Annotated in this window: 8 protein-coding genes; 7 read left to right on the forward strand and 1 reads right to left on the reverse strand. The window is 60.3% G+C overall.

Annotated elements, in window-relative coordinates; all coding sequences use genetic code 11:
* Positions 1-132 precede the first annotated feature (132 nt).
* Positions 133-1203, forward strand: coding sequence for a glycosyltransferase (locus K6118_RS16885; RefSeq protein ID WP_247121678.1), 1071 nt, complete (start codon positions 133-135; stop codon positions 1201-1203).
* Positions 1204-1212: 9 nt separating this feature from the next.
* A complete protein-coding gene (locus K6118_RS16890) occupies positions 1213-3651 on the forward strand; it encodes a glycosyltransferase family protein (protein WP_247121679.1) in 2439 nt (812 codons plus the stop codon).
* Positions 3652-3665: 14 nt separating this feature from the next.
* Here the strand turns inward: K6118_RS16890 and K6118_RS16895 are convergent, their stop codons facing one another.
* On the reverse strand, positions 3666-5354 hold the full coding sequence (locus K6118_RS16895) for a glycosyltransferase family protein (RefSeq protein ID WP_247121680.1): 1689 nt from the start codon (positions 5352-5354) through the stop codon (positions 3666-3668).
* 160 nt (positions 5355-5514) lie between these two features.
* Between K6118_RS16895 and K6118_RS16900 the strand changes: the two genes are divergently transcribed.
* The 5 genes from K6118_RS16900 to K6118_RS16920 all read left to right on the forward strand — a co-directional run bounded on the left by K6118_RS16900 (position 5515) and on the right by K6118_RS16920 (position 15285).
* Positions 5515-9321, forward strand: coding sequence for a glycosyltransferase (locus K6118_RS16900; protein ID WP_247121681.1), 3807 nt, complete (start codon positions 5515-5517; stop codon positions 9319-9321).
* Between the two features lie 170 nt (positions 9322-9491).
* Positions 9492-10547: a hypothetical protein gene (locus K6118_RS16905; RefSeq protein WP_247121682.1), complete on the forward strand. Its 1056-nt coding sequence runs from the start codon at positions 9492-9494 to the stop codon at positions 10545-10547.
* Between the two features lie 52 nt (positions 10548-10599).
* Positions 10600-11829 carry a glycosyltransferase gene (locus tag K6118_RS16910; RefSeq protein ID WP_247121683.1) on the forward strand — a complete coding sequence of 410 codons (1230 nt, stop codon included), beginning with the start codon at positions 10600-10602 and terminating at the stop codon, positions 11827-11829.
* 172 nt (positions 11830-12001) lie between these two features.
* A complete protein-coding gene (locus K6118_RS16915) occupies positions 12002-13915 on the forward strand; it encodes a type I secretion system permease/ATPase (RefSeq protein WP_247121685.1) in 1914 nt (637 codons plus the stop codon).
* Complete coding sequence (locus K6118_RS16920) at positions 13915-15285, forward strand: HlyD family type I secretion periplasmic adaptor subunit (RefSeq protein WP_247121686.1); 1371 nt, start codon at positions 13915-13917, stop codon at positions 15283-15285. Before K6118_RS16915 ends, K6118_RS16920 begins: the two co-directional genes overlap by 1 nt.
* Positions 15286-15296 lie beyond the last annotated feature (11 nt).

Here is a 15296-nt window from a genome sequence, read left to right on the forward strand (position 1 = left end):
GGACATCACCTACTAAGCCTAACCGCTTACCAAAAAGTTCGATCCGGGGAGGAGCAATAGCTCCTCCCCTTTTCGTTTGATGACACTGCTATAAGTTGATAGGGAAGGGATAAGGCAAAGGGAGAGACGGACTTGACGACCGAGGGGCATGACAAAACCGCAACCTGTTCGGGTGCCTCGATGTCCCTCAACCCGGTTGCCTACCGTGGGTATGCCAGACCATCAGCCGGTGGCCTTTCCGACGTCCTTCATGTCTGCCGGGCTGACTGGCACGGGATCTTGAGCGCAACGATGGCGCTGCCGGGGCACAAGCTGCTGCTGGCGCCTGAGGGGGCTGAGCCCGCCGTTCAAGATGAGGCCGCCCCCGATGCACTGTGCCAGGACCTCGAAGACCTCGGTATCCGCGCCGTGTGCTTTCAGGGCTTTTCCCAGCAGGCGGACAGCCTGGCCCGGGCGCTGCGCCGCCAGTTCGGGGCTTCCCTGCCCATGGCCGCTGTCAGCCATGTGACCACCACCCAGTTTCAGGCACCGTTCGAAATCCGGATGCAGGCCGCGCTCAGAAAAGCGCAGGCGGATGGTGTGCTCACCCGTCTCGGCAGCGTCAAGCCCGGCTTTTCCATGGTCATGCCTGAGGTATGGCATGAGACGCTGATCAATTTCTGCCCGGTGATGCCCATGCCGGCCCCGCCGCCCTCCACCACGGGGGACGTTCTGGTGCCGGTGGAAAATCACTGGCGCAAGGGCCTGTACACCAATCTGATCGCCGCGCTCCGCACGCCCGAAGTGCAAAGGATCCATAGCATCAATACGCCGACGCATCTTGACCTTCTGGGGGACCTGGGCCGGGTTCATGTCACCGGTTTTCTGGACCGCCCGGCGCTTTATGCCCTGATGGCGCGGGTCGATATGGTGATGAATGTCTCGCTGGCCGAATGCCAGCCGATGACCCAGCTTGAGGCGTTTGCCCTTGGCCGCCCGTGCCTGACCGGGCCTTTGGGGCTGAGCGAATTCGCGGATGACGAAATAATTGAACGCTGTACGGTTTCCCTTGTCGACACGCCAACCGAAGCAGGGCAAAAGCTTTCTGAGCTGATGTCGCTATGGGCGCGGGATGGGGCCTATGTACAGGCACTGATCAGCGACCACATGACCCGGCGTCATGCGCTTGCTGAACAGCGCTATATGGAATTTTTGGAGCTATAGACCGGGTTTATGCGCACCATTTGCTTTGTTACCAACGAAATCTATCCGGAGCACAAGGGCGGCATCGGGCGTATGCTCTATAATATCGCTCTTCGGAATGCCGAGGAGGATGCGCCAGACCGTCTGTTCCTGCTGCTGTCCTGGCAGCCGCCCAAGGCGCGCGCCGCGATCCGTGCGGCGTTTGACGGCCTGGCGGAGGTCGCCTTCTGTCCGCTCAGCCTGGGCACGCGGCTTTCCTGGGCGCTGGAGTATGAGCGCTCGAACCCGCCCGTCTGGCATTATGGTCACGCTTACCGGCAATCGCTGATGTTTTACAGCAGCCTCCTGGAGGTCATGGAGACGCATGATGTCCGCTTCGATGTCATCGAGTTCCCGGACTATGGCGGCTGGGGCCTGGCGACGATGGAGGCCAAGGCGGCCGACCTCGCCTTTCAGGAAACCGCGCTTGCGGTGCGCCTGCATTCCACCAGTGGCATCATCGCTGAACACCAGCCCTTTTACCATGACCCCAGCCCCTGGAACGCCAGTGTCGAAGAAATGGAGCGCCAATGCCTGCTGAAGGCAGACCATGTCGTCGGCCATGTGCCGGGGGTGATTGAGGCAAACCGCACCTATTACGGGTTCCCGGCCGAATGGGCTGCGCGCTGCGTACAGGAATTTCCGCCGATCCGGCTGGACACGGAAGAACAGGCTGCGGCCGTTGATATCACGCCGCCGCAGGAACGGGATTTCATCTTTTCCTCCCGCCTGCAGCCCTTCAAACAGCCGGACCTGTTCATCAAGGCTTCGGCGCGCTTCCTGCACGAGAACCCAGGCTATGGTGGCCGCTGCAGGCTGATCTCCTACGGGTGGGACGACGGTTATATCGATGAACTGGCGGCGCTCATCCCGCCGCACCTGAAGGACCGTATCACGCTGGAAACCGGTATGAGCCCGGAAGACAGGATCGCCGCTGTCGCTTCGGGAATTGTGGTCATCCCGTCCAATTACGAAAGCCTGTGTCTGTTCGCGTTCGAGGCCTCGCACCTGGGCGCGACGCTGATCCTCAATGGGGCCTGTGTCGCATTCGGTGAAAGCAGCCGCTGGCTGGAAGGCCGCAACTGCCTGACCTTCGACGGCACGGCCGACAGTTTGGTCCGCCGCATGGTCGAAGCGCTCGAGATCCGGATCACGGAAAAGGTCAGCCTTGAGGTGACGCCGTCTTATTGGCGGCAGGTGGCCAAGGACAGCGGGAAACCCGCCACCAGGGCTGCTGACCTTACGCTTGTCGGCCACGGTTTCACCGACCGGGACGGGGTTGACCGCTTCCTGCGTGTCCACGGGGCTATGGATGCCGATATTGTGCTGATGGTGCCCGAAGGCCTGGATGGTGGCCTTGAGGGGCTGCCCTCCCGCGTGACGCCGGTGATCATCGGTGGCGTCATACCCTGGCCGGAGGATTTCGCCCGGCTCGCCAAGGCTTGCGAGACCGCTTTCATTGCTTTCTGCCGTGCCGAGACCGTCATTGATGCCGCGTATCCGCGCCTGGCGCTGGCTGCCTTTGCCCGTACGCCGGACCTTGTTGCTTTCGGCTGCCATAGCCGGCTGACGGGGCGGGACGGCAAAGACCAGGGTATCCGGACCCACGCCGGCAGCGCCGCGGGTGTGGCGCTTCAGGCACGGGATATCCTGCCGGACGGTGCCGTGTTCCGGACGACTACGCTGCGCCATATGGCGGAAACCGGCCGGGCGTTCGATGGGAGGGCGCAGCGGCACTGGTACAGCGATCTCTGCCGTGAACTGGCGTTCGACCATGCCCCCATGATCATCGCACCGCATCCGTATGTGCATGAAATTGCTCCTGCGGTCAGGCGGCCGGGCAATGCCGCGGTCGACACCACGCTGATCGAGCGGCTGGTCAGACGGACGGGTAACCTGGGCAGCATCCGGGCGCTGGCCATGAAACCGCTGCCGCGGGTTGCCAAGCCGGATGACCCCAGGCTTGAGGTAACGCCGATCCTGCGGGGGGCCGAGCAAGTGCGGCCTGTGCCGGAAAACAGTGACTGGTCTCCGGTCAAATACCGGATGACGGAAAAAGACCTGCTGTTGCATCCGGTCGAGCAAGGCTGGACGGTCGCGTCCCTGCCGATCACCCGCGCCGACGTGCCGGAGCGGCTGACGCTGCTGATCCATCATTATGGGCATGACAATCCGGGGGTGGATATCGCGCTTTTCGCCGGGCAGGGCGCGCTTGATGCTGCCACCCTCGATGCCATGACGGCGGGCCGGTTGCCCAAAGGCGCCATGACCGCGCCTTGGCGGAAGGTGAATGCGGGCGATATCGTGGAAATCAGCCTCGATTTGCCGGCCGGAAAGGATTTCGACTGGCTGATCGCCACCGCGAAACCGAGCGAAGGCAGCAACACCGCCTACGGCTGGACCTATGTCACCAAGGTGTGGCTGTCTTAATCACCCAGGCTTTCTTAACCACCCCGGCTTTCGGCGTTCCGGACGATGGCATCGATATTGCGGCTGAGGCCATCGGGCCCGAAGCGTTCCAGCGCGAATGCGTAAGCCGCCTCACCGATCCGGCGGCGCATGGCCGCGTCCCCGGTCAACTGTTCCAGCGCGGCTGTCCAGTCCGACCAGTCCGGGGCAAGGCAGGCATTTTCCCCGTCCGTCAGCACGGCCTTGTAGGTTTCCGTAGCACTCACCACGGACGGAATGCGGAACATGGCTGCCTCCAGCCATTTGATCGCGCTTTTGCAGTCATTGAAGCGGGAAGGCGTGAGTGGCGCGAGGTTGATGTCCGCGCCTGCCAATGCCTGCCAGTAGCTTTCCTGTGATTGCGGGGCGAGGCGGGTGATGTGTTCTGCGTACGGCATGAGGCTGTCCGGCATGTCGCAGTGCCCGGCCAGGGCCAGCCTCAGGTGGGGCTGGCGGGCCATCAGCGGCGCCAGCACATGGTCGGCCAGCAGGTCGAAATCCTGCTGCAGGGCACGGGTGCCGCTGCCGTAGAATAACGTGACTGTGTCGCCCCCCGTACGGTCAGGGGCTGCGTTCATCGCCCTCAGGTGCGGCCCGCCGAGACCGTTCGGATGCATATAAACCGGTTTGGTGCCCATATGAGCGCGCATTTCGGCAGCAAGGGCATCGGTGCTGGCAATCGCCCCATCGCACGCGGTCATCGCTGCCCGGTAAAGCGGTGGCAGGATCAGAAGCTCGCTATATTCTGCATCGGTAAAATCGTCGCCGTACGTGTCACGGGCGCCGGGGAAGGCGGCTGCGTCAAACAGCAGGTCATCGGTTTCATAGAGACACGGAAGCCCGGCTACGTGACATGCGTGCACGGCCTCGGCCACGCGCGGCACATAAGGCACCCGGTAGAAGAGGGCGAGCGTGGCATCCGCCGTGGCTGCGATGAAGGCGTCCGCATCCGCCTGGTCGAAGACGGCATAGTCGGTGCCCAGCATGGCCAGTTGCTCGGTCTTCTGTTCAATCCGGTAATGACGGCACTGGGGCAGGGACAGGTCAGCCAGGATGATTACCTTGCGGTTCGCCTCCGGGGTTGTCCATGCCGGGACCATTTCGTCTTCGCCCGCATAGAGGGCGAGGGCCTCTTCGATGGTGGCGAGCGCTTTGGCGCGTTCCCCCCGGGCCGCGTGGCTGAGGGCCGCCTCCCTATGGGCGGCAAAGGCCTGCCTGAGCGCTTTCTGCGCAAGACGCGTGCGGTAAGGCGCATCGTCCGGCATGTCGCCCAGGGTCCGCGCCAGGCGGAGCGCTTGTTCGGGCATGGGCGCAAGAAGCAGCAGTTGCCCGCGGTCGAGCGGGTCAAGAAAGGCTGCCTTGTCGGCTAGGGCGTCGGTGAAGGTGTGGGCGGCCAGGGCCATGCCGTCCGGATGGCTGAGGCCATAGGGGGCCTTCCCATCCCTGCGCCAAGCCCGGTGCGTGAGCTTGTCGTCCACATAGGCGGACACCCACAAGGGACCGAAAAGCAGGGTGAGCAGCTGGCCGGGGACCGCGGTCGCAAACGCTGCGCCGGTTTCAGGCACAGCCTTATGCAGGCTAAAGGCATCCGCCTTGTCCCCGGCGCAAAAAACGAGAGGTTGCGCGTCATCCGCTGAGACGGTAAACAGCGCATATTTCCGGGGATAAAAGGATAGGGGCGGCATTGGTGCGTCTGGCTCCGGCGTTGGTCTTGATCGGACCTTACCGGTTCTGCCGGGGCAAATCCAATGTCAACTTGCGTCTCGGTTCAGGGCGCATCCTGCCTATGGACAAGTCCGCCCGTGAATGTGAATACTATGCCTCCTGTGTCGGGAACGGAAATTTATGACGGTAAAGCGCGCAAAACGGGACCCCAAGCTGGTTGCCAAAGTGGCGGAAACGGGCCTTTTTGACGAACGCTGGTACCAGAAGACCTACCCGAAGACCAAAGCATGGGGGCTGTCGAGGCTGGACTATTTCGTCCGCCACGGCGCGCGGGCGGGCCACCGGCCGAACGCCTATTTCGACCCTGCCTTCTATGGTGCCCAGGCCGGCATTGACGACCCCATCGACGCGCTCCTGCATTATGCCAGCACCGGCTGGCGCGCGGGGCTGGACCCATCCCCCATGTTCCAGCTGGAGCCTTACCTCAGCTGCAATGCGGATTTGGCGGATGCCGGGGTCGAGCCGCTTTCCCACTTTCTGAAATATGGCCGCAATGAAGGCCGCAGGGCGGTCGGTTGCGGGCTTACCATCGGTGAAATCTCGGACGGGGATACCGTGCCGGGGGCGCTGTATCAGGCGCTCCGGAAAAGCCCGCTTTTCGATGCCGCTTATTATCTCGCCGAATATGCCTATGCGCTCAATGACGCCGGCAGACACGCGTCGATCAAGCACTATCTGCTGGCGGGGGAACGGATGGGGTGTCACCCGAACCCGTTTTTCGATCCGGAATATTATGCCGCGCAGCTTCCTGCAGCGGCCGCCAAAACCGATTGTCTGCTGCTTCATTACCAGAATGGTGGCTGGCGCAAGGGCTATAACCCATCGGCCCGTTTCGACACGCGTCTCTATGCCGAGGTCTATGACACCAAGGGGATGGACCCGCTCAGCCATTATCTGTCCAAGGGGATAAAGGCCGGCAACTCGGCTTTCCCGGTCGAGCTTTTGAGCAAGGAAGGTGCGGCGGAATGCAAGGCCTTGATGGTTGCGGTCGCGCGGACGGGTCTTTTCGACGCGGCCTGGTACCTGAAGATCAATGAAGACCTCAACTATTATTCGATCAGCCCGCTTGAGCATTATGTGCGCTTTGGTGCCCAGGAGGGCCGGGCCGCCAACCCTTATTTCGATACCCGCTGGTACCAGAAGCATTACAAGGACCTGATCGGTGACGAGCTGGCGCTGCTTTATTATGCGCGCGAAGGCTACAAGCTGCAGCAGGATACCAGCCCGCTATTTTCGGGGGAGCTATATTTCCAGCTCAACCCTGACCTCACGCCGGGTGAGGACGATGCGCTTGCCCATTACTGGAAAATAGGACGGCAGGAGGAACGAACCCTGCCCAACCGTGCGGCTTTCCTGGCGGAAACGCTCCAGTATCTGAGCCTGCCGGAAGAGGAAAAAGAAGAGCTCAAGATGGAGGTCGCGGCGACCGGGCTTTTCTCCAGTGCCTGGTACGTCCAGGAATATGCCGACCAGATCAAAGGCGGGCTTGATCCGCTTGATCATTATCTGATCAACGGCCTGACCGAGGGGCTGAACCCGAACCCCTATTTCGATACCAATTGGTATTTCACCCAGCACAGGACCGAGATCGGTGAGAAGCACCCGCTGATCTATTATGCCGAGGAAGGCGCCGCCAAAGGCGACTGGCCGTCACCCGAATTCGACCCGGACGCCTATGTGGCCGCATACCCGGATGTGAAGAAGTTCCCCGGCTCGCCGCTTATGCATTATCTGCGCTTTGGCATCAGCGAAGGCCGCGAGCTGCCGGAGCCCGAGGGCGACCCGTGGACGATCACCGGCTCCACCTACGTGACGGCTGCAGGCAATACGCTTCTTGAACCGGTCATGGAGAAGATGATCAGCTTCGAGCGCGTGCCGCTTGCCCCCGAAGCGCATGAGGTCAACTCGGCCGCGCTCAATATCCACTGGGTGATCCCGGACTTCTCCGCCGGGGGCGGCGGTCATATGACCATCTTCCGCATGGTCAGCTTCCTGGAACGCCAGGGCCACAAGCTGACGGTTTGGATCCATAACCCCTGCCTGCACCGGTCCCCGGAAGATGCGCGTGAGACCATCCTGAAATATTTCCAGTATGTCCGGGCCGAGGTGAAATTCATCGACCCCAGCTTCGTGACAAAAGCGAAGGGCGATGCCATCATCGCCACCGATTGCTGGTCTGTCTGGCCTGTGATGGCGGCCTCTAATTTTGTTTCCCGCTTCTATTTCGTGCAGGATTTCGAGCCTTACTTCCATCCGATGGGTGGCAAATATCTGGCGGCGGAATTGACCTACAAACAGGATCTTTTCTGCATCTGCGCCAGCCCCTGGCTGTCCGAACGGCTGAAGCGGGATTACGGGCGTGAAACCAGCCATTTCTGGCTCGCGGCCGACCAACGGCTCTATAAACCGCTTAAGGAAAAGCCCAAGAACCGGATTCCGCGTATCGCCTTCTATTCCCGCATCTCAACCGACCGGCGGGCGGTGGAACTTGGCCTTCTGGGGCTTGAACGCCTGGCGCGGCGGGGCGTGCGCTTCCATGTGGATTTCTTCGGTGGCGAAACCGAAATCAAGAAGGCGCCTTTCCCCTTCACCGACCACGGCATCGCGGCGCCGGCCGCGCTTGCCGGAATTTTCAGCAAGGCGGACATCGGCGTCGTCTTTTCCGCCACCAACTACTCGCTGGTGCCGCAGGAAATGATGGCCTGTGGTCTGCCGATCGTGGAGCTGGACGGTGAAAGCACGCGGGCGATCTATCCCCAAGATACGGTGACCTGGGCGGCCGCGGACCCGTTCGCCATCGCCGATGCCATTGAGGCCTTGATCGGCGACGAAGAAGGCCGGTTGCGGCAGGCCGACGTGGCGCTTGAGTGGGTCAGCGGCTTCAGCTGGCATAAGGCTGCCGCCGCGGTGGAAGCCGCGGTGCAGGGCAAGGTGGCGGAAGCGATCGCCTCCGGCAGGGCATCGGGCTGCACGCACGTGACCAGGCCGCTTGAGAAAGAGGCTTCCGGGGCACCGCACGCCTCTGTCGTTATTCCCACCTATAATGCCGGGGCAGGGCTTGATGCCGTGCTCGACGCCGTCTGCAACCAGCACACACCGTGGGCGTATGAGGTGCTGGTGATCGATAGTGGCTCGACCGATGAAACGCTCGATATCGTCGCAAAGCATGAAAAGGTGAAGCTGCATCATCTTGAGAAGGGCACGTTCAACCACGGGGCCACGCGCAACCTGGGGGTTGAGCTGACGCAGGGCGACTATATCGCCTTCCTGACCCACGATGCGCTGCCGGCCAACGACGCCTGGCTTTTCAATCTCGTGAGCCCCTTGGAAGAACATCCGGACGCCGCCGGAGCCTTCGGGCGCCATCTGGCATATCCGGATGCGTCGGCCTTCACGACCCGTGATCTAGACGCGCATTTCAAACAGCTGCTGTCCCAGCCGCTGACCCTGTCGGCCCGGACCGATGCCCGCCGCTATAAGGCCAAGGATGAAGGCTGGCGGCAGATCCTGCATTTCTACAGCGACAACAACAGCTGTATGCGCCGCAGCGTGTGGGAGAAAATTCCCTACCGCCGGGTGGCCTTTGGCGAAGATCAGCTGTGGGCCGATGATATTATCGCTGCAGGTTATGAGAAGCTTTATGCCGCGCAGGCGGTTGTCTATCACAGCCACGACTTCGATGAGGAAGAAACGCGGGAGCGCAGCAGCATTGAAAGCAGCTTCTTCAAGCATTTCTTCGACTATGGCCTGATCAAATCCGAGGATGAGCTGGAAGACACCCTCGCGGCCCTCAATGATGGCGACGAAAGGTGGGGCCTGGCCCATGGGCTTGATGAAGATGAAATCGAGCTCAGGAAAAAGCTGAATGCCGCCCGGCTCAGGGGCTATCTGGAAGGCTATAAAGCCAATACGAAAGATATGTTTTAGGGACGAACGGGGTCGGGCAGGTACATTATCGTACTGGCCGGGCTGGGGGGAGCCATGCTGCGCGGCGTCATATGTGATTGCCTCAGGGCGTTAAAGACGGCTATATGAAGCCAGCAAAAAGATAACAAGAGACGGCAGCGAAAAGATGCTGCCGGAGATGGGAGTTATAGGTGGCGACGAAACTGTATTTGCATATTGGGCACCCCAAATGCGGTAGCAGTACGCTGCAACAGGCGCTTTATGAAAACCGGCAGGCGCTCCTAAAAGCTGGGATCGGTGTGGTCGACGGCAAGCTTGAGTTGATGAAAGCATCAACGAAGATGAGCTTCCCGATCGGCTTTTTCCGTAAGCTTCTGGCAGACCTGCCCGAAGTGGACCCCACAAGCGAAACACCGGCTGCCGCCATGGAAGCGCTGGAGGACCAGTTCCGGGCGCTGAAACGCAAGGCGGACGGCCTCGGTCTCAAGGCCGTTGTCCTGTCGGCGGAAAATCTGGCGCGGCCCGCCGGTGTGGCGATGCTCGCGGCCGCAAAGCCCCATTTCGATTGCGAGATTATCTATTATATCCGGCGTCATGACGACTGGCTGATTTCCAGCTGGCTGCAATGGCAGTTTAAAACTGGTATCTCGCTAGATGATTTTATCGACCAGGCGCTGTCGTCCAAACGGCGCTTCCTGTTCCGCCGCGTGGTGGAGGCGGCAGTCACGCATTTCGGCGAAGACAAGCTGCGCATCCGGGTGCTGTTCCCGTCCAATTTGGAAGGCGGCGACCTGGTAACGGATTTCTGGAGCGCCCTAGGTGTTCCGGCGAAGGAGATGGCGGCGGTTAAGTCCCGCAACGTGTCCTTCAGCGTTGATCTTGTGAGCGTGCTGAAGGAAAGCCCCTATCTTTATGACGATGCGCACGACAACAACCTGACGGGCTTCATCGACGAGCATCACGCCTACCCGCGCAAGCCCAAGCGGCGTGACCCTCTCGGGCATTATGTGCGCAGGGATATCATCAATCACTATCTGCCGGAGATAAACTGGCTCAAAAACAATTTCCTGGACAGCAGCACCCTGGCGGGGTGGTTGCAGATCCGCGTGCCCAAGGACGAGGGCCAGAAGCCGAAAACCATAACACTGGAAGGCGTTGCCGAAATGCTGAACCTGAATATGGTGATGTTGAAGGAACTGCGCGACGAGGTCGAGAAGATCAAACGCGCGGTCGGCATTCGGGAATGAGGCCCAAGGACGCTGATGCAGCGGTATATCGTGGTAAATTGAGCATACTCTTATGAAAATTCTTTTTTCGCACAATAACTTCCCTGGGCAGTTCCGCAGGCTGGTGTCCTACATCGAACCGATGAAGGATGTGGAGGCAATGGCGGTAACCCTGGAAACCAACAAGAACAAGTTTCCGCTGCCCCGCGCTGTTTTCAGGCCGCACCGGGAACCGACGGACAAAATCCATCCGGCGGTTGTCACCACCGAGCGCGCTGTCCTGATGGGGCAGGCGGCCTATAAGACGCTTATGGGCGTGAAGGAAAAGCTGGGCTCGCCGGATATCATTCTGTCTCATTCGGGCTGGGGGGCATCGCTGTTCTTTAAGGACGTGTTCCCGGATGCCAAGCTCCTGAACTATTATGAATGGTACTACCATTGCCATGGCGGCGATGGGGAGTTCCTCTCCCGCAGGCGCTATTCGGCCAATGATGAGCTGCGCATCCGCATGAAAAACACGCCGATCCTGCATGACCTGGCGGCACAGGATTGGGGCCAAAGCCCGACACAGTTCCAGCATTCCCGCTTTCCGGAGATGTTCCGCAAGAACATCAGCGTGTTGCATGATGGCGTCGATGTTGACTTTTTCTGCCCCCAAAAAGGCATCAGCCTCAAGGTGGGTGATGTCACACTGACCGAGCATGACGAAGTGGTGACCTATGTGGCGCGCGGCATGGAAGAATATCGCGGCTTTCCGCAGTTCATGCACGCGATCTCGAAGCTTCAGAAGCGGCGCCCGAACATGCATGTGGTCATCCTCGGCAGCGACCGCGTCGCCTACGGCAACCAGCTCAAGGACGGCAAGGGCCTGAAGGAGCCGATGCTGAAGAAATATGACTTCGATATGAGCCGCCTGCATTTCATGGGCGTTCAGCCGCTGCCCTTCTTCCGGGACCTGATGCGGATCAGCTCCGCCCACATCTATCTGACGGCCCCGTTCGTCCTAAGCTGGTCGATGCTGGAAGCCATGAGCACAGGCGCGCTGGTCATCGGGTCGGACACAGAACCGGTGCGTGAGCTGATCACGGACGGCGAGCAGGGCATTCTGGTCGATTTCTGGGATACGGATGAGCTTGTGGACGTCACCGAGCGGGCGCTTGAGAACCCGCTTGAGTATGAACAGCTGCGTATCCAGGCCCGCAACCGTATCGTCGGCCGCTATTCGACCAAGGATCTGCTGCCGAAATACTGGCGGCTGATCAAGGATGTTGCAGCGGGCCGAACCCCGAAATTGCGGCCCTGAGACGGTGTATGACAGCCTGCGAGACCGGTGTGCGAGCACAATCACCGCGAGTCGTTCTCGTTCGACAGGCGGAACAGCCTATGCTATTCGAATAACCAAAATGGCGTATTATGTGCCTAAGCGGCCGGAGCAACCGCGCCGGCGTGCATGACTAGAGTGGAAGATGGCCTAAATGTCAGTGTATGAAGAATACAAAAAAGAGGAAACGCGTTACCTGCGTTCCTTGCGCGTGATTGCAGTGTTGGCGATGTTTTCCAACCTCTGTATGCTCGCGATGCCGGCCTTCATGTTCCAGCTTTATAGCCGGGTCTTGCAGTCACACAGCATGGAGACGCTCGTCTCGCTGATGGCCATCTGCCTGCTTATCCTTGTCGCTTACGGCTTTGTTGAATCCGCCAAACAGAATTTGCTCTCCCGTGCCGCTATCCGCTTCGAAAGCCAGGTGGCTGGCCGCCTGCTCGCCGGGGAACTGGCCCGGCAGAAGGACTCGAACGGTGAAAGCGTGAAGGACCTGGCTTCGCTCAGGGCGTCGCTTACGTCGCCGGGCTTCGGGGCCATTTTCGATTTGCCGATGATGCCGCTTTTCATGGCGCTGGTTTACTATATCCACCCGGTTCTGGGGATGGTGGTGACCGTCGGTGCCATTGGGCTGTTCGCCCTGGCCGTATGGGGCAACCGCAAATCCATTCCGTACATGCGTGAAAACAGCCGCTGCATGATGGAGGCTTATAGAAGTCTCGATATGCATATGCGCACGCAGGAAATCATCCGGGCCCAGGGGACCTATGTCGAAAGCGTCAACCACTGGGGCAAGCATCAGGGCAAGCACCTGACCGCCTTCCTGGAATCGAACGACATCAATGCCCGCTTCCATGCGGCGTCCCGTTCCGCCCGTCAGATCCTGCAAATCCTGATGATGGGGATCGGCGCTTTCCTCGTCCTTGATGGCGATGCCAACATGGGCGTTATTTTCGGTACCTCGCTTATTGCATCGCGCGCCCTGCAGCCGGTTGATCAGATCGTCGGCGGCTGGCGTTTCATTACGCAGGGCTATGAGGCGCTCCAGCGTCTGCGCCAGCGCATGAAAGACCTGGAACTCCCGGAAAACCGCACGCCGCTACCGCGCCCGAAAGGCGAGATCGTCATCAGCCGGCTGGCCTATGTGCCGTCGCCCGATTCCGAGCCGATCCTGCGCAATATCAATTGCCGCATTGCCCCCGGGGATGCCATTGCCGTGATCGGGGGCTCCGGTTCGGGTAAATCTACTCTTGCCCGCCTGATCGTGGGCTATCTCGAGCCGTCGGTGGGCAGCGTCAAGCTTGATGGCACCAACCTGTCGTCCTGGGACCCGGTCGCCAAGGGCTTCTATGTCGGGTATGTGCCGCAACACCAGCAGCTTTATGAAGCCAGCGTGCGGGAGAATATCGCCCGGATGCGGGTTGACGATCCGGCTGATATGGCGATCGAAGCCGCGCAGCGCGCCGGCGTTCATGACATTCTTGTCCGTTTGCCGAATGGCTACGATACCGAGCTTTCACGCCGCGGTGGCTTCTGGCCATCCGGTGGCCAGGCCCAGATGATCGCGCTTGCCAGGGCGCTTTACGGCAACCCGCAGGTGCTGGTGTTCGACGAACCTGAAACCGGGCTCGACAGCAACAGTGAACAGGCTTTCTACCGCCTGCTTGTTAACCTGAAGAAGGAAGGCAAGACCGTGATTGTGGTGACCCACCGTCCGTCTGCCCTGCGCTTCGTCGACAAGGTTATGTTCATGAAAGGCGGCCAGATCGAAGATTTCGGGCCGCGGGATGAAGTATTGCGCAGGAACGGCATCAGCGCCATTCCGCCGCAGCGAGGTAAACCGCAAGCTGCGCCCCAGGCCGGCCAGCAGGCAGCCCAGCAGGCAGCCCAGCAGGCTGCTGTACAGGGCGCGCCTAAAGGGGCAGCCCAGGGGACACCTCAGGCGGCTTCTCAGGCGGCTCCCCAGGCAACGCCACAAGGGGCTCAGGGCGCACAGCCCGTCACGGCTGCCGCTGTCGGCCAGGCCCAACCCGCTCAGATGCCTCAAAAAATAGAAAAAGCAAACTGATGGAACAGGTAGAGAAAAACATGCTCCCGGCCGAAGCTGGGACGACCGCCATTCAGACTGGTTTCAACCGGCTCGACCTCGACCGTTGGCATGAAGCTGTTGACTATCAGCGTGACAAGCTTCTGATGCTCGCCAAATGGGTCATCATTGTCGTGTTCGGGTTCGGCGGTCTTTGGGCCGCGACTGTACCGCTGGGCGGTGCTGTGGTTGCGACCGGCCGTGTGGTTGCCGAAAACCATAACCGGGTTGTCCAGCACCTTGAAGGCGGTATCCTGAGCGAACTTCTGGTTCGGGAAGGCGAACATGTGGAAAAGGGCCAGGTTCTGGCCCGCCTCGACGATTCCCAGCTTACGCCGCAGCTGCAGAACATGAAGCTTCAGCGCGCGTTCCGCCGGGTCCAGCTCGCGCGCAGGCAGGCTGAAATCACCGGCGCTGACAAGATCACCATGCCGTCGATCGATCCGTCGATTGCCGACAACCCGCGCCTGAAGGAAACCATCCAGGGCCAAACCAGTGAATTCAATGCCCTGAGGGACCTGACCCAGTCGCAGATTGATGTGCTGAATAACAAGATCAAGGCGACCGAGTCCGATATCGAGGGCCGGGGAGCCGTGGTCAAGGCGCTGAATAAACAGGCTGATCTCTATGAGCTTGAGCTGAAGGACTATAAGGACCTGTATAAGAAAGGTCTTGTCCAGCGGACCAAGGTCTTCTCGACCGAACGCCAGCTTGCGTCCTTGCGGGCCAATATCGCCACGGCGAAGCTTGAGATGGGCAAGAGCCGCAATGATATTATCAGCATCCAAAGCCAGATCAGCCAGGTTAAGCTCCAGCGTATCAAGGATGCCGAAGATATCTCGACCCAGCTGCAGAAAGAGCTCAACCAGTATGAGTCCCAGATTTCGCGGGTAGAAGATATTATCCAGCGCACCTACTTGAGGGCGCCGACGGCCGGTACCGTGTTCCGCATCGCCCAGAAAACCTTGGGCGGCGTAATCAAGCCGGGCCAGCCGATCATGGAAATCGTGCCGAGCCTCGAGGAATATCGCCTCGAAGTGCAGATCTCGGTGCGGGATATCGAATCGATCCATGTCGGCCAGGAGATCACGGCGCGCTTCATTTCAGTGAAGCAGCGCGGCGTACCGCCCCTGAAGGGTAAGATCACGTACGTTTCGTCTGATGCTGTGGTTTCCCAAAGCAACCCCATGGGTACCTATGTCGCCTATGTTGAAATCGACGATGACTCCCATGAGGCGGCGCTGGTGCCAGGCAATATCGCAAGTGTCTTCATCCAAACCAAACCGATGACCTTCCTCGAGATGATGCTGCAGCCGATCACGCGCTTTACCCAGCGTGCCTTCGTCGACTGACGCCTTGCCTC

Origin of the sequence: Kordiimonas marina (assembly GCF_023006325.1) — a bacterium.
GTDB classification, from domain to species: domain Bacteria; phylum Pseudomonadota; class Alphaproteobacteria; order Sphingomonadales; family Kordiimonadaceae; genus Kordiimonas; species Kordiimonas marina.